The organism is Paenibacillus tyrphae (assembly GCF_024158745.1).
Taxonomy (GTDB): domain Bacteria; phylum Bacillota; class Bacilli; order Paenibacillales; family NBRC-103111; genus Paenibacillus_G; species Paenibacillus_G tyrfis_A.
In genome coordinates, this window is sequence record NZ_JAMZAW010000040.1 from 1 (window position 1) to 18,653 (window position 18,653).

Consider the following 18,653-nt stretch of genomic DNA (forward strand, 5'->3'; position numbering starts at 1 on the left):
CCAAGATTTACCTTCCAGTAGTGTACACCAAATCCTAGAAGCTTATCCCCGTCTTGGCTTTAAAGAAGCTTTTAAAGAAATATGGCTCTCGGAGGCCAAAAGAAAACCGGATATGTTGGCTTCGCAAGTCATTCATGAAATCGGTTTCATCGATATGCTTAAAAACGCTCCATTTGAAGAATAACAATGTAAAAGGAGAAATCACAATGGAAGACATCCGTAAGATTATTAATTCGAATAATGAACGCTTTGCAGAAGCTGTATTGCAAAAGAATGCAGCGGGAATTACAGCATTGTACACTAAGCAAGCTCTATTAATTCCAAGTGATTCTGCAAACATTCAAGGATTTGACCAGATTCAATTATTTTGGGATAAAATGTTGAAAGATGGCTTATCGAATTTAGTATTGGAGAGCGTTGAGATTGAACTCGGGGGGGAGCACCAAGCCCGCGAAAACGGTCTAGCTCACTTGACACTTATAAATCATGAAGAAAAAGTTCAGTATGTATCATCCAAGTATATGGTGTTGTGGAGATTTGAAGACGGGTCGTGGAAAATAGATATCGATATCATGTTCTAAAGTGTAACAAGGCGAAAGTCGTCTCCTCATGTGGAGGCGGCTTTCGCCTTGTTATGCCCAATATACGATAATTCTTCTTGCACCTCGACACCCGGCTGTCCTACTTCCCGATCACGGGTTCAGGTACTACTTAACTACCTCAAACTTTCCATCCTTCACTTCAACGATAATCATACTGTCTTCATGTAAGCCATTGTGATCTTGCGGAGAAAAGTTGTACTCCCCTGTTACTCCTACGTATTGTAAATTCTCTAGAACCTCAGATAATTTTGCAGGATCTCCTTTGGCTTGCTTTAATCCTTCGACTAATATATTTAAACCGTCATAAGCGGATGCCGAGAAACCATCAATCAGGCCATTGTATGTCGCTTTATACTCCTCTGCAAATTTCTTAATAATATTGGCTTGAGGATCATTCGCTTCAATTTGGTCTGGAATCAACATTTTCCCTGTTACCATTAACACTCCATTTGCAGCATCCCCCGCAAGTTTTATAAAATTGTTATTTGCACTACCATGCGAATTAATTATGGGAATTTTGATTCCCATCTGCTTCGCTTCTTTAGCAATAATAGCTGGACCAGGGTTTGTGCCCGCTACAATAATAGCATCAGCGTTCGTGCTTTTGATCTTTGTCAACTGGGAACTCATGGATGGATCTTTTGTTCCATACTTTTCTTCTGCAACAAGCGCAATGCCATATTCAGGGGCAAAATTCTTCAGCTGTACATCCCATCCACTTCCATATGGATTACTATCATAAAGAACCGCCACTTTTTTGATGTTTTTCTCTTGTAAAAATTTATAAATGCGCTTCGTACCATGAATATCAGTATGTGGCGTCTTAAAGATTCCTTTACGAACCGGATCAGTAATTTGGTTTGCTGCGGCCATCGAGATCAAAGGTACACTTTGGGAAGCTGCGTATTCAGCCATACCCAATGACGGTCCGCTTCCGGATGAACCAAGAACAGCCACGACCTTATCTGAAGTGACCAACTTTTTAATGGCCTTCACCGCTTCAGTATTATCGGATTTATCATCTTCAAAAATGATATCCAATGGACGACCATTCACTCCACCATGCTCATTGATTTCCTTGAGTAAAAGTTCCACAGCTTGTTTTTCGGGTACCCCTAAGGGGCTGTTTGCTCCAGTCAAAGAGTATACAGCCCCCACTTTGATTGGTTCGACCTTGGCTATAGTTTGTTCGGATTTACCGTTAGCTTTAGCTTCAGTCCGAGTTCCTTCACCACCACAGCCCGTTAACGTTAATAGTAAAGCCGTCATAACTAGTAGTAGCAATTTACTAAATTTCTTCTTCATAGAGTATATCCCCCTTTTCTGAAATAAATGTATGTTATAACAACTAGGTATGAATCTTTCCTAAATAAGCCGATTGCACACGAGAGTCATTCATGATCTCCTTTGCACTTCCTTCCATGATGACGGAACCCGTATTCAGTACGTACGCGCGATCGGATATGGCTAAAGCGGCTCTGGCATTTTGCTCTACCAGCAAGACCGTAGTCTCCCATTGGTTTCGGATCTCCTCCACGATTTCGAGGATCTTTTTTCCGATGAGCGGAGCCAAACCTAGTGAAGGCTCGTCTAGCAAGAGAAGCCTCGGCCGGGATAATAATGCTCGTCCAATGGCCAGCATTTGCTGCTGACCGCCAGACAATGTCCCTCCCATCTGCCATTTGCGTTGGGCGAGAATAGGAAACATTTCATAGATATCATCTATTTCCCTTAGAATCTCTTTCTTGTTTACCTTGCGCATGCGATGTGAAGCTCCAAGCCATAAATTATCTTCAACAGTAAGTGTGGAAAAAATTTGCCTCCGCTCCGGAACATGGGACACACCCAAAGTTACCACCTTTTCAGCAGATACTAACGTTATCTCCTGCCCCTCAAACTCAACGCTTCCGCCTTTAGTGCCATGAATACCGCAAATACAGTTCAGTAATGTCGTTTTCCCTGCTCCATTGGATCCTAGCAAGGATACGATTTCCCCCTCCGCTACATTCATATCAATTCCATGCAATACCTCAATTGGGCCATAACGCGCCTTTACATTTTTTACATTTAGAATGGTTTTTCTAGCCACCTACACCCCTCCTGAAATAGTCTGAATCCCTTCTTCTTGACCAAGGTAAGCGGCTATAACCTTCGGATTCGCCTGAATTTCTGTGGGCAATCCTTCAGCAATTTTTTCTCCTTGATCCAGCACGACAATGCGATTAGCCACGTTCATTACCATATCCATATCATGCTCTACCAGCAAAATAGCTGTCCCCTTTGCCCTGATCTGGCTAAGTATTTCTGCCATCTCAGCGGTTTCAGAATGATTCAGACCTGCTGCCGGCTCATCGAGAAGCAGCAACTTCGGATTCGCTGCCAAAGCTCGGGCAATCTCCATTAAACGCAGTTTTCCGTAGGACAAGCTTCCCGCTTGATGGTAACTCAAGGATGCGATTCCGACGAACTTCAATAAATCATAAGCACGATTATGCATGTCCATTTCCTCCTTTCGTGAGGAACCGAACTTCAAGCCACAAGAAATAAGTCCTGATTTCGTATTGGAATGAAAGCCCACCATAACATTTTCTAAGACGGTCATATCATCGAAGACTTGCAGGTTCTGAAACGTACGCGTGATGCCCAGCCTTGCATAGTCATGTCCCTTGATTCTTGAAAGGCGTTGATTTTTGTAGTAAATCTCTCCCTGTGTTGGTGTAATGATACCGGAAACCATATTCAGCACCGTACTTTTCCCTGCTCCATTGGGGCCGATCATGGCGATAACTTCTCCGGGATGGATCTCGAAGGATACTAGGCTAACCGCACGAACCCCTCCGAAATCCATCGTGATTTCCTTAACTTCCAGAAAATTAGCAGTCATGCCACTTTCTCACCTTTCGTTTTCTGCTGGGTCAATCTAATCTTATGAACCTTGTACTTCAAATAAGCAGTTCGGATTTTCGGAACCAAACCTTCAGGCATAAACATGACAATCAAGATCAGAATAGCGCCGAAAACAATCGTATCGATATCGCCCTTCAAGCCTGGAATGACATGACCCAGAACAACAAGCCCTTCGCTGATGAATTTGACAATGATACTTCCGATCAGCGCTCCCCAGATGCTGGTCATTCCCCCAACGACAACCATCGTAATGAATATGATAGAGCCATGAATACCGAAGGGCTCCGGATCTAAGATCCCCATATAGTGAGAATACAATCCGCCGGAAATGCCGGCGAACATACCGCTTACAATAAAAGCACTTAGTTTAAACTGGCGAACAGCCACTCCCATCGATGTCGCCGCAACCTCACTTTTGTGAATCGCCCGGTAAGCTCGTCCGACTCGCGAATTCACGATATTCAAGGAGAAAATGAGAATAAGTGTAACCATACCCCAAACAAGATAGTACATACCTAACTCGGAATCCCCAAAGAATGGGATCGAAGGAATCCCAATAATTCCATTGGCTCCGCCTGTAACCGGTTCCCATTCACTGATTCCTATTTGCACGATATAACCGAAGGCCAACGTAGCCATAGCCAAGTAATAACCATTTAATCCGGCAATTGCCCGAGCCAAAATAAACGCGAATATTCCAGGAATAATCGCTGCAGAAACTAATCCTAATGCAATAGGCAGGCCGAATTTGGTTGTCAGCACAGCCGATGTGTAGGCCCCGATCCCCCAGAATGCCGCTTGTCCAATAGAGATTTGCCCGGAAAAACCCATCACCATGCATAATCCGATTACGACGATTGCGTGTAGCCCGGTGATAACCATAATCGACTGATAATAGTCATCCGCTAAGATGAAGGGAAAAAAGATAACTAACAACAGATAGACCAGAAACCCTTTATTGAATACTGCGCTTGGTCTATTCATTACAGGCCTCCTTTTCCAACACTGCGTTCGCTAAACAATCCTGTTGGCTTAACTAGTAAAACCGCTATAAGTATGAGAAAAGCAAACACATCCTTCAAACCGGAACTCACGTATCCTGCACCCATGGATTCCAGCAATCCGAGCAGAAATCCTGCCGTTGTAGCCCCAAGGGGATTACCTAAACCGCCAAGAATGGCAGCAGCAAATCCTTTAACTCCAAGCAAAACGCCTATATCGTAAGAGGTCACACTTAACGGAGCAATCACGATTCCAGCTAAGGCTCCCGTGGCTGCACTGATAGCAAAAGATAGCATTGTCATTTTAGACGGGCTAATCCCCATCAAGCGTGCCGCAAACGGATTGACCGAACAAGCCTTGATCTTTTTACCAATCAGCGTTTTCTCCATGAGATACCAGAGGGCAAACAAAATGATCAGAACGGATAATATAACCCAGATACTTTGTTGTGCTACATTTACTCCACCGATAGAAATAGGCTCATTGCTCGTAATAGGTTGGAGGGGAAACGGGTCCTTTCCCCAGAACAGACTTGCCATACCACGGATAAGAATCGATATACCAATCGTCAAAATTATTAGGCTCACCGGGTTAGCGTTTTTGGCGTTGCCAATAATATATTTTTGAATCAATACCCCAATAGTAGTAACCAATAATACGGAAAGAATAAATGCACCTGCATACGGAATTTTCATGCTGATCAAGGTCACCGTCAACATGCCACCCAACATCAAAAACTCCCCTTGGGCCATGTTTATAACCTTACTTACGTTATAAATAGTAATAAAACCAACAGCAACGATGGCATAGATACCACCAGAGACAATCCCGTTTGTTATATATTGTAGTAACTCAATCACTTTTTGCTCCCCCTCTTTTCATCATAGCGGATACACGAGTGCATCTACTATGGTATAATTTTAGTAATTATTCCGCTTCTAGAGCATCCGTTCGCCTGATTGCTGTCTCTTTTTCCCCCGCGCTGTGTTGATGAACACGGCCGATGGTAGCATTGATCATGATGGGAATTTTCATCGTTACGGGCAAGAAGGAGGGAACAGCCACGATGTGGACAAGACTCGTTACAACTCCCTACCCGACCGTCTGTCGCTCGAAACCCTACAAAATTCTCACCAATTAAACGGACACGTTTTCAGAACAAGCCGGAACCCTATATCTACGTAGGAATTTACCCATGGGCGTATCCCCTTCAATATGGTTTATCAATTTGTTTTCCTCTTTGCTTAACATATTTAATCCTCCTTTGAAATTTTTTTGCCTTGAAGGCATAAATAAAAACAGGACTCGATCGGTTCAAAATTAGCAAACGCTTACAAAATGATGTGCTTAAGTATCCTAACTTGCATGTTCATTAATATATAAAGCAATTAGCATGCCAATGAATGAATAATCAGGGATCTCGCAATAGGAATTCCAAGACATTTACTTATTTGCGTGCTCATTCTTGATCAAATAATCATTTTTGAATGCTTCCAACGTATCATGAATATTAACTCTTAGTTAAGAATCCGCCCCATCTTCTACCTGGAATGGAGAGTCTTTCATTTGATTGATCAGTTTCGATCAAATAATTTCTTTTGAGCATTATCATTATTGAAACCGCTTTAATTTCATGTATAATAAATTACACGATTTAAGAAAGGATGTGAGCGCATGTATAGAACTCCTTTTTTTCAAACGAAAAATAACGATGAACTACTTGTACTTATATCCAGTATCTTCAATACTTCTAATGATGGATTATTTATATGTGATAAGAATGGATATCCTCTATTATTTAACCAAGCTCTACTGGATATTTCCGGTTGTTCCCCAGATGTATTTCATCATTACGGTATCTTTGAAATTGTAGAAGAAGGACTAGTTCCTACATCGTGCAGTATAGTAGCCATTGAGACCAGACAACCTTACAGCAAGGTCATAACTTATTACAACGGTAAAACAGCCAATGCTACAGCCATTCCTTTCCTCGATTCAAATAACGAAATTATATTTGTTGTGAGTAATGTTAAGGATGTGACCGACATTAATCGGCTTCATGAGGAATTGGAAGAAACTCGTCAAATCAATCTTGCTTACCAAAAAATTCTAGAGCAAATTCAAGAAGAAGTCGGGAGAAGTTATCAATTAATCTATAGAAGTAAAAACATGCATGAGGTTGTCTCCCTCGCCTCCCGTTTTGCTAAAAATGATTCCCCCCTACTCATTTTAGGTGAATCGGGTGTCGGGAAGGATGTCTTAGCGGAATACATTCATCAGAAAAGCGAAAGAAAGGGGAAGTTAATTAAAATCAACTGTGGAGCTATTCCAGAGCATCTCCTGGAATCTGAATTATTTGGTTATGAAAAAGGGGCATTTACGGGAGCTACTCAATCAAAAGCAGGATTATTAGAATTGGCTCATGAAGGCACCATTTTTCTCGATGAAATTGGAGATTTACCATTTTCTTTACAGGTAAAATTATTAACTGTATTGCAGGATTCTAAGATCAGAAGAGTAGGAGGAACAGAGACTCGTGAAGTAAACATGCGAGTTATTGCAGCTACAAATTGCGATTTACATTCTTTGGTTGAACAAAAAAAATTTCGTCAAGATCTCTACTATAGACTTAACGTACTAACTGTTAACATCCCTCCTTTAAGAGAAAGACAAGATGATATTTCTGCCCTTTTGTTTTATTATCTGAAAAAATTAGAGCAGAAATATAAGGTTGAAAAAAAATTGGATAATTATATACTCGAAAAACTTTTAGATTATAGCTGGCCCGGTAATATTCGTGAGTTAAAGAACATTGTTGAACGAATGTATCATATGAGTGAAGATGAAAAAATTACGTTGGAACATTTACCGTTTCTTAATTTAAATTCAAAGCAGAACAGGGCCATACAAGATATGCGAAAAAAATCATTCGTTAAACAAGTTCCTCTTAAAAAGGCTATTGCAGAATTTGAAAAAGAATATATCACTCAAATTCTTAGACAGTCCTCTAATTTAAATGAATGTTGCGAAAAACTTGAGGTGAGTATTGCTACCCTAATTCGAAGAAAAAAAAGTTTGGGAATCCAGTGAACTCACACCCTACGAGGGCTTCCTTCCTTGGATCACGTCATTCGCGGCGCTCTTGTAGAGAAAAAGCCGGTCGATCCGCCGGCTCATTTTTGTTTGTTACATTATCTAAGGGATCCTCTTTCCTGCAATTCCCGTTACTGTCATAGAAGCTATTTAAGTGGTGCAATCAGGTGATCGGGTTCACGATGGATATACGATCAAGCGATTAATTGACGACCACCACCACTGAGGTTCGTTTACCGGCATAAGTAACGGTAATAGTTGCTTTTCCTTTTTCAGTTGTTTTGATGACCCCGTCCTTCGCATCCGCAATCATTATGTTTGACGAACTCCAAAGTCCTGATATCGTAACATCCTCTTCAGTGCCGTCTAGGAATGTGGCCAAAGCTTTCACCTTAGTAGTTTCACTAGACTTCAATTTGATGGAGACCACGTCAGTTTTTAAATATTTGATTTTATCGATGTCAATTGGGATCGTGACACTTTTTCCTCCGAAGGTTACCGTGATTGAGGTGCTACCGGAATCAATTGCCTTAATCAGGCCATCTTCCACTTCAACCAATTTATAGTTTCCTGATTTCCATTGTGCCTTGTTAGAAACATCTTTTGTTGTTCCGTCAGCCATCTTAGCCATCAATTGAATTTGGAACTTCCCCCCTTTTTTCATAGGGAGATAACGCTTGTTCGGCACCAAGTCCAAAACAGAACCGATCTCCACCGGAATCGAAACGTTTTTCCCGCCATATTTTGCCGTGATGGTCACCTTCCCTTGGGCTAAAGACGTGATGCTGCCCTTTTCGACTTGGGCGATTGCCAGGTTGCTCGAGGTCCACTCTGCGATATTCGTCACATCTTCGGATTTCCCGTTCGCATCGATTGATGTCAATGTAATTGTCCGAGTTTCGCCTAAATCCAAGGTAAGGAATGAAGAACTTGCTTTCAATATACTAGCTAAATCAACCTGAACGGTTATCGTAATCGTCTTATTGTCGACTGTCGCACTGACCTTTGTTTCGCCGGAAGTCAAAGCTTTTATCGTTCCCTCACTTACGTTTGCGACTTGAGGATTGGAACTGATCCAAACGGCATCTTGCGTTACATCTTTGCTCTTTCCATCCGTATACGTAGATGTGACGGTAACCTTACGAGTGTCCCCTTTTTTTAAAATTAAGTTTGTTTCGCTAGCGGTCAAGTCTTTCAATATACCTACCGATACTTGAATTGTTGTTGAACGGTTCCCGAATTTCGCAGTTACTGTAGCAGTGCCCGTCGCAATCCCTGTAATTATGCCGCTGCGGACCTGAACAATCTGGTCTGAAGAAGATATCCACTCCGTTTTTCCCGTAATATCCTCTTCTTTTCCATACGGATAAACGGCTTTCACAGTAATTTGATCTGAGTCGCCCACCTGTAAGCCAATCTTTTTTTTATTCGGTACTATTATATTAGGGATATCCACCAATACTTTCGCGGATATGCTTTTTCCCCCGTAATGGGCCGTCACGATCGCTTCACCAGCTTTCACAGCGGTTACTTTTCCGTTAAGGACGCTAGCGATCAGTTCTTTATCTATGGTCCATTTGGCCTGGCTTGTTACATCTTCGGTACTGCCGTCACCATAGACGGCTTCTAATGTAAGTTGTTCGGATTTTTTTGAATTTAGGGTTACAGTGTCCTTGTTCAGTTCCAAGCGGCGGGGGACGTCTACGTCAACGATAACTGAAACGGATTTCTCGCCGTACTTTGCCTTGATTGTAGCTTCTCCCGATTTAATTGCGCTAATTTTCCCCTTGATCACATATACAATACCTTCATTGTCAGATGACCATTCCGCACGTTCGGTAATATCCTCTGTATTTCCGTTCGGGTAAGTAGCCGTCAGTTTTAACTGCTCGGTGGTGTTTTTCTTCAATAAAAGATTTTGTTTGTTAATATCAAGCTTGATAGCATTATCCACGTCCACTTTAATTTTACTAGTTTTGTTGCCATAGCTCGCGATAATGGTCGCTTGACCGGGGCCATAGCCTGTTATTTTACCTTTCAACGCATCCGCGATATCTGGCTTATCAGATGCCCAGTCGGCAATCTCGGTTACGTCTTTTGTCGATCCGTCAGGATATGTAGCGATTAAATGGATCGTTTCAGATTGATTCAGCAATAAAGAGACCCGAGACTTATGGGGATCAACTCGTTTGACAATTTCCACGGTAAGCGGGATAGTTGTTGTCTGATTGTTGTATTTAGCTGTAATAACAGCCGAACCCGAGCCTTGAGCAGTTACTTTTCCATTAAAAACAGTGGCGACCGGACCGTTGTCGATGGTCCACTCTGCTTTCGTGGTCACATCTTCAGAAGTACCGTCATCATAATAAGCTTTTAGGTTAATTTGCTCTGATTCGCCTTTGCGCAAATCAACTTTTTGCTTATCTTTAATTAATGATTTCACACGCTTGGCAACCGTCACATTAACAATGACGGTTTTTGACATATAGGTGGCTGTAATGATCGCTTTTCCTTCTTTTTTGGCCGTAATAACCCCGGCATAAATCGTCGCGACGTCTGGCGTTCCTGAGTTCCAATCTGTTTTAATGGTTACGTCCTCAGTCTTCCCGCTATCATAAACCGCAGTCGTTGTTAGTGTTGCCGTACTGCCGGTTTCTAGAGATATTTCGTTTTTATTCAGTACTAGACTTTTGACACTCTCCCCGGCTGATGCTTTTATACCGTTTAAATCTGATATCAATAACAAAGTAAAAAATAATATGAGGATTCTAAATACTCTAAAGTTCATATCTCTTCACTCCTGACCATTTATTGTGGGTTCATCATGATATGAGCAATGTGCTTGGAAAAATAAAATCAGCTCTTCATTTTAAGTGCAATAACGAATGATGTGACTTTAGTAGAAGTTGATTGTAATTCTATCGTCCCGCGATGTTTTTCAATAATCTTCTTAGCAATAGCTAAGCCAAGGCCTGCTCCTCCATCGCTCGTGCGTGAGTTATCTCCACGTACAAACGGTTCAAAAATTATTTTCCGCAAATCGCTCTGAATCCCTACTCCATCATCACTAACCTCAATTAAGATTGACTCATTATTTACTTTAAGATCCACATATAAAGTCGTCCCAAAAGGATTATATTTAATAGCATTGTTTAGTAAGTTGCTAATAGCTCTAGCCATTTGTTTTCTATCAATTCTTAAATATACTGGATATTCCGGAATATTTAAAACTAGAAGGAAACCCTTCTCCTCAATCTCGTCAATATATTCAACAATTAACTCCCTCAAAAATTCTCCTATATCTAGTTGTTCACGAAATAACCGAAAAGAAGGGGTATCAAGGAGCGATATTTCAAATAAAAGATCAATTAATTCGTTAATTCTAATTGCTTTTCGGTTTATTGCAGCTAAATATCCATGGAATTTTTCCTGTTCCTTGATCATGTCATCCATCAGCGCTTTAGAGTACCCCTGAATGATAGATATCGGAGTTTTTAAATCATGTGTAATTCCTGATATCATTCTTTGTTTCTCTTCTTCCAAACGTAGTTTGTCACGTTCAACTTTTTGTAACTTTTCCGTCATAAAATTAAAGGCATCAATAATTTTTTTGAATTCAATTTCCCATTTTATATTTAAACGAACAGAGTAATCGCCGTGGATCACATTTTGGATTCTCACTGTAACTTTCCTAAATAGTCTTATCATTTGTTCTGATATCCAATGGATATGGGCAAGAAGAACAAGCATAATGATAAAAACAATACCTAATAAGGCATTATTCGTATGTAAATGGATTAGTTTGGGTTGCTCATGTTCATCAATGATATCATATGTGATTCTAACCCTTTTTGACGGGATTTTTACCAGGTAATAATAAACTTTATCATCCCGCCAAAATGATGCGATTGAATACAGAAATGGCTGTTTTTCTAATGAATTATCTAACGCGCGATAGAGTTCGATTTCTGTATATCCTGATGACTCTTCAAGTGGTGTCCCAAACACTTGAACTATTTTTCTATTACTGTCTAATACCTCAAGCCATCCACCTACTTTTTTTAGATCCTGAAGAGCCCATTCCCAGTCTTCAGCTTCTAAAAAATTTATAGCTTTAACCATCTTGGGAGTTTTTGTTTCAAGACTCTGGTCAAATTCTGTAAAAAAATATAATGCACTTGCCAAACCAATCAAGGTAATGATAAAGACAAGCACGATGTATTGCTTAAGGACCGTAACATTTAAAAACTTTGTCATTCTATGCTGAAGATCCCTTCTTAACAGATTTGTCCATAATGCACTACCGGCAATGGGTGCAGGAAAATTAATCCGGTCATCACCATCGATAAGGGATGACCGCGTTAATAGCGTAGTTTTGCGTTCTTTTGCGATCCTGAAGAATTCCCTCTAGAATTTTAATAATTTCTTTCAATTTTGAACATAATCTTAAGTTGCATGACTTGATTTGACAAATTTATAGCCGAGCCCCCGAATAGTAGTGATGTATTTAGGTTTCTTTGGATCATCTTCGATCTTGTCTCGCAATTTGCTAATACAGACCATAATAGTATTGTCATCGTTTGAATAGAAATCGCCCCACACGTTCTCGTACAACTGTTTCTTGGTATACACTTTACCCGGATGTTCCATTAGTGCTAACAATAGTTTATATTCAATCGCGGTCAGATGAACTTGGCCCCCCCGTTTTTCCAGCTGGCACATCTTTGTATTTAACATCAACTCCCCCACCCGAATAATATCTGCTGTGGCTTTCGGCTGAATTCTATCATTAAACTGGTTGTTGCGGCGTAACTGAGCTTGAACACGTGCGACGACTTCCATAGGATTAAATGGCTTAGTCATATAATCGTCAGCTCCAAGTTGAAGCCCCAATATTTTATCATGATCCTGCACACTTGCGGACAAAAAAATAACTGGAATGTGATTGGCTGACTCCCGGATTGTCTTTACCAACTGAAAGCCATTTAACAGAGGCATCACGATATCCAAGATGACTAGATCGACAGCGTACTCCTGCAGCTTATCTAATGCTTCCTGACCGTTAGATGCCTCCATTACACGGTACCCTTCCACCTCAAGGTACAGCTTTATTAAGTCAACAAGCTCTTTTTCGTCGTCTGCCACTAAAATAGTCCGAATCCGACTCATCTCACTTCACCTCCAGTAACTTCACAAGTTTACCGGTTATTCAGATTAGCTTAAATCAAGAAAACTACATTCTTTTAGATAACCAAGAGAGATTTGCATTGCTTTTTTGAATCGCCTTCTCCATATGAGCGAATTTTGCATAATAAAAATCTTCTTTTTTCTTCATTTTTGATTCTAGCGTAATAATTTTTCGCTCTATAGCCTTGTTAGTCGCACCTAATGTGGAGTTAATATCGTCTTCTGCGGCTCCTGCATGTCCAGCTTTCCTGATGAGTTCACTGGATGAAGAACCGATCTCATCGTACATACGATGTGCAATTCCTTTTTGCTTATTTTTTTCAGATGGAGGAAGTGCAGGATCGATAGCGTTATTAGTAAATAAAGCAATTACTGATTCAGGTTTATCTGCCAAAGCTGTCTTCAGTTTTTTTTCGTCAATTTTTAATTTTGCATTATCTTCAAGTTTATTAGGGTTGAATGGCATTGTAGAAATACCGATTTTATCAAGCGAGTTATAATCCTTTGGCATGCCTTCTACGGATTCACCGGTTATTTTTCTCAAGGTTTTCAAGGCTCTATAGACAGTATCATCTCTTCGAATGAGACCACTTTTAGCCTTATCTTCCCACTGCTTAATCTCCGCCTCTTTCATATCTTTCTTCTCGTCATCACTCAGCGGATGAAATCCCCGATACTTGTTCTCGTTTAACCGCTTACCCATAGTATCAACCATGTCATTATACTTTGAGACAAAATCTACGATTTTGCTGTACAAGGCGTCGGTATCTTTTTTTACCGATACGTTTACAACGGTTGATGGAGTTGTGGTCTGATTCAGTGTATAGGTTATACCATCTTTCGTAAATGTATTGGAACGCTCTAAGTATTGAATACCATCTATATTGACATTTGCGTCTTGCCCATGAACGGTTTTGCTGTCAGCTAATTTCAATCCCGACAAAATAAAATTATCGGTCCCTGTTAAATCCACTTTAGCCATGCTTCCAATATCCTTGGACGCGAAAGTCACTTTATCATTCGTCACATCGTAGCTCATACTAACGCCTGCGGCAGATGTATTAACTTTCGTGATCATGCTAGATAAAGAATCCCCAGGCAATACGGATACGGAAGTGCCGTTAATGACCAGTTTTCCGGACAAGCCCATTGCGGATCCCGGATTTAGTCTATTGGAGCGCTGACTTCCGGAAGGAAACCCTAGAGAAGTCAGCGCCGAACTGCCTACAGAATCTGTCAATACAATTTGTCCTGCACCTGAAATTTTTAACTGGTCGTTCCCAGATCCCGTCAAGCTAACGGATATCCAGGATCCGAACGCAGCCGAAATCTGCGCATTGATCTCATCTTTTAATGCGGCAGGCGTATAAGATGCATTTGGGATCAGCGTAATCGTCTTTTTATTTCCATTGAAAGTAACTTCAAATTTATTGTTGTTATTGTTTATTGAAGTAGCCGCAGCCAAGCTTTTTCCTATCAGCTCTCCGCTTAGGGGCGAACTGCTAGATTTCATTGCACCGCTTGCCAATCGATCAACAACGATGGTGTGATTTTTAGCAGCTGCGCTACCGTCGGAAGACACCGTTACTGCAGGATGCGTGGAGATTGCTTTAGTCGCTTTCCAATCACCACTTAGCCGCATATCGCCGAGAACAGATCTAAACCCGATTAATTTGGCATTGATCTCACGATATAAGCCCATTTTCCATGTAGTAAGAGTTTTCTGTTGATTAATTTTCGTTAACGGCGTACGTTCCGCTTTCATCAGATCTTTAACTATCTTATCGATGTCCATACCTGAACTCATTCCACTAATTCTCATAGGCATAGTAATAACACCCCCTATTCAGCTCATTTTGGAAATTTCTTCTGCTGCTTCAATACACGCTCGAAAACAGCTGCCGCTTGAACACGTGTAAGGTTCTGGCGAGGATCGAAACGATATGTCTTTTTCTTTTGACCCGGAAGCAGAACATTTTCTATACCTGAAATAAATCCGGCTTTGGAAACCGCTTCAACTGCCGAAACAGCATAAATATCGATATCTTTCGCATCTGTAAATTGCTTTTGAAGGTTAGTTGAGGACTTGGCGCCATCAGAATTGATCTTCATCTCAGCAGCTCTTGCAATCATGACTGCCGCGTCCTGCCTTGTAATGGATTCGTCAGGTTTGAATCTGCCGCCTGCGCCACCTCGGGCGATACCAACCCGCGCCGCAGTTTCGATATATTTGTAATCATAGAGCGGATTACTACTGCTAAATTTTTGTACATCGCTAAATGTCATATTACCTGTATACTGAAGCGGAATATCGAATCCTTTAACAAGTAATGTAGCAAATTCACCACGTGTAATTGATTCATTGGGTACGAAGAGTGATTGAAGCTTATTTAGCATGAATCCTTTAGAATACATGATGTCTAACGTATCCCGCCCCCATTCATGACTAGTGATATCGTTAAAACTGTCGTACATGTACATCACTTGAAAATAACCAAAATGGTTGATCGGAGCTGTGATCGTGTTTTTCTTCGGATCAACAACCCCACCAATGTTTTTCCAGGCTAGGGATGTCATGCCCCGATAATCCTCGTAAATGTCCAGTTGATATATAGTGACATACTTCCAAGAATCGTCCCGAATTGAATTATCATATTTTAATGTCAATTCGCCACGCTTGGATGGAACCACCATGTTTTTAAGTTCATTCTCGTTATTTTTTTGATAAAATCTGACGTTGCTGCTGTTCGGATCAATATTGTAGGGATCTCGTCCAGACCCTGTAAGAGCTTCTTTCAGTTTGTCTTTATCCAAATAATCATCCTGGTTGATGGTGCCTCCGTTGATCCAGAAAAGCTTGCTGGCCGGACGGAATTTGCCTGTAGGCTCTTGCAGGAAGAACGAAGCATTGTAATCGGTATTATAAGATTTATTAACACGTCCGTCCTTAGCATTGGCAAGACCGAACAGCAGCTTTCTATCGCTGGTCAAGTAGGGATTCGTCGATCCAGGATCATTACGCATTAATTTCGTATCTTTTGGAAACTCAAGCTCAAGCTCTCCTTCGAACATTTTGATCTTCGTTTGCATCGGCATCAACATCTGCGCTCCTTCCAATGCAGTATTGACGTTATTAACGATAAAGCTTCCTTTGGAACTTTCTTTGCCCCGGTTTACTGTAAAGTTAATGACATTGTGACCTGCTTTTAAGTTCTCGTATCGATAATAAAAATAAGGCTTATTGTCGGAAGGATCGATTTTACTAAACAGACGAATGTTTTTATCAAATGCAACGCTGTCCGCATTCTCCGCTTCTAACTTAATATCTACAAAATTGCCATTGATGTTAGCCACTTCTTCCTTGTTCGTCTTTATGAGTACCGGCTCAATGATACGATACGGTACAGGTTCGCGCGAAATGGTAATAGTCCGGATTTCTGTGATTCCCGTTTTGTTGGAAATCATAAACTCAATAATAACGTCTCCTTGAAAAGGAAGGCTAATAACCGCTGTATTAATCGTACCTGAAGAGACACTGTTTAAATAATTCTGCTGACCGATGGCCGGATTAGTAGGATAAGCCCATCCGTTACTGCCCTCCCTGTTATCGAAAGTGACGAGTGGCTTGCCTTGAGCATCTTTTTTACGGACGGTCATTTTGATGCTGTCCGCATTAACGAACGAGCCTACAAAAGAAACACTGTTAGAGTGTGTGACATATTTATCGTTCGTCTGCGCTTTCGTAAACTTATCCAATGGACTTGGTAGAATGTCTCCTACAAATTGCGGGGTAGGCAAAGTAAACTTAAAGATTTCATATTGAACCGTTGTTACATTACTCCCATTTAATTTAACATTAATTTTTATAGTGTTACGGCCCTCTTTGAGCAATTCTTTACCGTCACTTGGCATCCAACGGCTATCCGCTTTATTTACATCTAACATGAAGGTCGATTTTGCAGCAGGATCTCGAAAATCACTCGGTACTAATTTAGTTGCATATCCGTTTACAGACACTTCGACGTTGCCAAACTCCGAGGGTGGTAAGTTCATAATCCGCGCTTGCAAACAAGGAATTCCTCCCGTTCCAGGGTTACAAAACGGTGTATCTAATGCAGCGTTTTTAATGACCATGTTATTGTGGAAGTTAATCGGAATAATGTATGGCGTGCTTGTAATGACTAACGGGAAATCCAGTTTACCGTTGTTGCTTCCGTTAGGTATAAGTGAGAGAGAGGTTTTTCCGTCACGAACGCCTTCTATTTGAAATTTCCATTTTTGCTGTGTACCATCCTGTCCGACATACGTTGCATTAACATCGGCAGCACCCGTGATTCGGGCAACGACACTGCCTGCTGGTGAAACAGAAGGTGGATTAATACCGGTTGTATATACGTAGAACGTAGAAGGCAGCTCGCTGATTTCGTTATCCCCATTCTCATTAAGAACGACTTCGACGGGTTGATTCGTGACCTTATCTATGCCGAGATCTTTTGTAACTTTCGTTACATACGGTGCGTTTGGATCAAAGTAATTAAACGTAAACGTTTGCTGCGGTGCCTGACCGACTAAACCACTCCCAGTATAAAAGGTGACAATCATTGTTTGTTTCCGATTTGTAGGCAAGGTTAGAGGAATAGAACCAATATCATACACTTTATACAACGGAGTCGATTCACTAGTGATTTCTTGAAGCACAGGCGCTTTTCCTGAAAAATAAACTCTCGTTGTATTTCCGTTAACTACTTGAATATCTGCATAAACGTATTCTGTAATCGTCGTAGAACCTGGGATCAGGTTCACCTTCATTTTACCCTTCAGGTTCACCGTGGTTTGCTTCAATTGAGGAAATGGATCATCAATGAGTTTTTGTGTCGTGCCGCCGGCTTCCAAAGCCCCTTCAAATAAAAAAGGTTTGCCATTGTTAAAAATAAATTTTCTTGTCGTAGTGTACATGTTCGTGTTGTTGCTGGCGACAATTTTAAAGATATTGTCCCCGCCTTGCATATTGAAATCTGGACTCCGGTTTGGGATAAATGTAAAATCCCCATTATTGCTGCGAAACGCGCTAATGGAATTGGATTGGCCCAGTAAATAACCTTTTACTGCTGTCGCATTCGGTGATTTACCGGTAATTGTATAGGCCGATTGCGTGGGGTCTTTCGGATACATTTTGTTATTTTCTATGGGTACGTCGTTAAATTTCAGGTCCGTGATGTTCGTTGTAGGCGTAAATGTGATATAAGCGGGTTGGGAGGAAATTTTGCTAGCATCGCCCATCATAAAAGTAACTTTATTGGTTCCTTCCGACAATTTAACGTTGTTGAACGTCACCTCATAAGGAGTCGTTTTTACTCCTTTGTTGGACTTGTTCTCTACCGGTTTACCGGGATTTGTCGTAACGTTCTCAATTTCATAATAAATCGAAGCAATTTGATTATCGTTAATATTGCTAATTTCAACAGAAATATTAACAGTTTCGCTAGTAATGGGGGTAGGTTTAGTTGCATCAATACTGAACCCTTTAACCTTCATCAACGCCCCACCGGCCGCCATTAAAGAAACAGGTATAAACATCGAACATAACATGGTCACGATGACCGCGTAGATAATAATAGTATGGTTATTGGAACGTTTCAAGTTAAGTTCCTCCTTGTGAATTTTATAAAAGATGAGTTTATATGTAATAGTTGAAACTCAGTAAACGAAATAAATTTATTGTTGCTTTGCTTCATTTATTGCATAATTGCAATTTAAGATTCAATCTCTACCCGATTTAAATCGCCACTAACACCTCATCTATGGGCAACTAGTTTTCTGTCATGTCATGCTCCTATGGCAAGGAAAATAAAAACATTATAA

General features: G+C 40.8%; 13 protein-coding genes and 1 pseudogene. 3 read left to right on the plus strand and 11 right to left on the minus strand.

The features are described from left to right. Together NI000_RS34825 and NI000_RS34830 are read left to right on the plus strand one after the other, a co-directional pair. Positions 1-184 (plus strand): annotated as a pseudogene (locus tag NI000_RS34825) (HD domain-containing protein); the annotation flags it as partial. A gap of 22 nt (positions 185-206) precedes the next feature. Then, a complete protein-coding gene (locus NI000_RS34830; protein ID WP_253415875.1) occupies positions 207-581 on the plus strand; it encodes a YybH family protein in 375 nt (124 codons plus the stop codon). Positions 582-707: 126 nt separating this feature from the next. Here the strand turns inward: NI000_RS34830 and NI000_RS34835 are convergent, their stop codons facing one another. Genes NI000_RS34835 through NI000_RS37265 form a run of 6 tightly spaced genes read right to left on the minus strand, consistent with a single transcriptional unit; the run spans position 708 to position 5,649 of the window. Next, a complete protein-coding gene (locus NI000_RS34835) occupies positions 708-1,907 on the minus strand; it encodes an ABC transporter substrate-binding protein (protein WP_253415876.1) in 1,200 nt (399 codons plus the stop codon). 43 nt (positions 1,908-1,950) lie between these two features. Further along, positions 1,951-2,691 carry an ABC transporter ATP-binding protein gene (locus NI000_RS34840; protein ID WP_253415877.1) on the minus strand — a complete coding sequence of 247 codons (741 nt, stop codon included), beginning with the start codon at positions 2,689-2,691 and terminating at the stop codon, positions 1,951-1,953. Continuing rightward, positions 2,692-3,486: an ABC transporter ATP-binding protein gene (locus NI000_RS34845; protein WP_253415878.1), complete on the minus strand. Its 795-nt coding sequence runs from the start codon at positions 3,484-3,486 to the stop codon at positions 2,692-2,694. It abuts the gene before it with no gap. After that, positions 3,483-4,493: a branched-chain amino acid ABC transporter permease gene (locus tag NI000_RS34850; RefSeq protein WP_253415879.1), complete on the minus strand. Its 1,011-nt coding sequence runs from the start codon at positions 4,491-4,493 to the stop codon at positions 3,483-3,485. Before NI000_RS34850 ends, NI000_RS34845 begins: the two co-directional genes overlap by 4 nt. Continuing rightward, positions 4,493-5,371: a branched-chain amino acid ABC transporter permease gene (locus NI000_RS34855; RefSeq protein WP_253415880.1), complete on the minus strand. Its 879-nt coding sequence runs from the start codon at positions 5,369-5,371 to the stop codon at positions 4,493-4,495. The genes NI000_RS34850 and NI000_RS34855 overlap by 1 nt, the downstream gene beginning before the upstream one ends. A 47-nt stretch (positions 5,372-5,418) precedes the next feature. Beyond that, positions 5,419-5,649 (minus strand): hypothetical protein, encoded by a 231-nt coding sequence (locus tag NI000_RS37265; RefSeq protein WP_375541032.1) that lies wholly within the window; start codon positions 5,647-5,649, stop codon positions 5,419-5,421. Between the two features lie 536 nt (positions 5,650-6,185). Here NI000_RS37265 and NI000_RS34860 point away from each other — a divergent pair. Further along, positions 6,186-7,601 carry a sigma-54 interaction domain-containing protein gene (locus NI000_RS34860; RefSeq protein ID WP_253415881.1) on the plus strand — a complete coding sequence of 472 codons (1,416 nt, stop codon included), beginning with the start codon at positions 6,186-6,188 and terminating at the stop codon, positions 7,599-7,601. 205 nt (positions 7,602-7,806) lie between these two features. Here NI000_RS34860 and NI000_RS34865 read toward each other — a convergent pair whose 3' ends face one another. The 5 genes from NI000_RS34865 to NI000_RS34885 all read right to left on the minus strand — a co-directional run bounded on the left by NI000_RS34865 (position 7,807) and on the right by NI000_RS34885 (position 18,431). Beyond that, positions 7,807-10,392 (minus strand): Ig-like domain-containing protein, encoded by a 2,586-nt coding sequence (locus NI000_RS34865; RefSeq protein ID WP_253415882.1) that lies wholly within the window; start codon positions 10,390-10,392, stop codon positions 7,807-7,809. A 68-nt stretch (positions 10,393-10,460) separates the two neighbouring features. Then, positions 10,461-11,861, minus strand: coding sequence for a HAMP domain-containing sensor histidine kinase (locus NI000_RS34870; protein ID WP_253415883.1), 1,401 nt, complete (start codon positions 11,859-11,861; stop codon positions 10,461-10,463). A gap of 189 nt (positions 11,862-12,050) precedes the next feature. Beyond that, positions 12,051-12,773: a response regulator transcription factor gene (locus tag NI000_RS34875; RefSeq protein ID WP_253415884.1), complete on the minus strand. Its 723-nt coding sequence runs from the start codon at positions 12,771-12,773 to the stop codon at positions 12,051-12,053. 64 nt (positions 12,774-12,837) lie between these two features. Then, complete coding sequence (gene fliD / locus NI000_RS34880; RefSeq protein WP_253415885.1) at positions 12,838-14,619, minus strand: flagellar filament capping protein FliD; 1,782 nt, start codon at positions 14,617-14,619, stop codon at positions 12,838-12,840. 23 nt (positions 14,620-14,642) lie between these two features. Beyond that, positions 14,643-18,431: an S-layer homology domain-containing protein gene (locus tag NI000_RS34885; RefSeq protein ID WP_253415886.1), complete on the minus strand. Its 3,789-nt coding sequence runs from the start codon at positions 18,429-18,431 to the stop codon at positions 14,643-14,645. Positions 18,432-18,653: the final 222 nt, after the last annotated feature.

Excerpts from the sequence above, each read along its gene's own strand:
- NI000_RS34850 (WP_253415879.1), bottom strand. The coding sequence starts at position 4,493 with ATGAATAGACCAAGCGCAGTATTCAATAAAGGGTTTCTGGTCTATCTG.
- NI000_RS34845 (WP_253415878.1), bottom strand. The coding sequence starts at position 3,486 with ATGACTGCTAATTTTCTGGAAGTTAAGGAAATCACGATGGATTTCGGA.
- fliD (WP_253415885.1), bottom strand. The coding sequence starts at position 14,619 with ATGCCTATGAGAATTAGTGGAATGAGTTCAGGTATGGACATCGATAAG.
- NI000_RS34835 (WP_253415876.1), bottom strand. The coding sequence starts at position 1,907 with ATGAAGAAGAAATTTAGTAAATTGCTACTACTAGTTATGACGGCTTTA.
- NI000_RS34830 (WP_253415875.1), top strand. The coding sequence starts at position 207 with ATGGAAGACATCCGTAAGATTATTAATTCGAATAATGAACGCTTTGCA.
- NI000_RS34875 (WP_253415884.1), bottom strand. The coding sequence starts at position 12,773 with ATGAGTCGGATTCGGACTATTTTAGTGGCAGACGACGAAAAAGAGCTT.
- NI000_RS34865 (WP_253415882.1), bottom strand. The coding sequence starts at position 10,392 with ATGAACTTTAGAGTATTTAGAATCCTCATATTATTTTTTACTTTGTTA.
- NI000_RS34860 (WP_253415881.1), top strand. The coding sequence starts at position 6,186 with ATGTATAGAACTCCTTTTTTTCAAACGAAAAATAACGATGAACTACTT.
- NI000_RS34870 (WP_253415883.1), bottom strand. The coding sequence starts at position 11,861 with ATGACAAAGTTTTTAAATGTTACGGTCCTTAAGCAATACATCGTGCTT.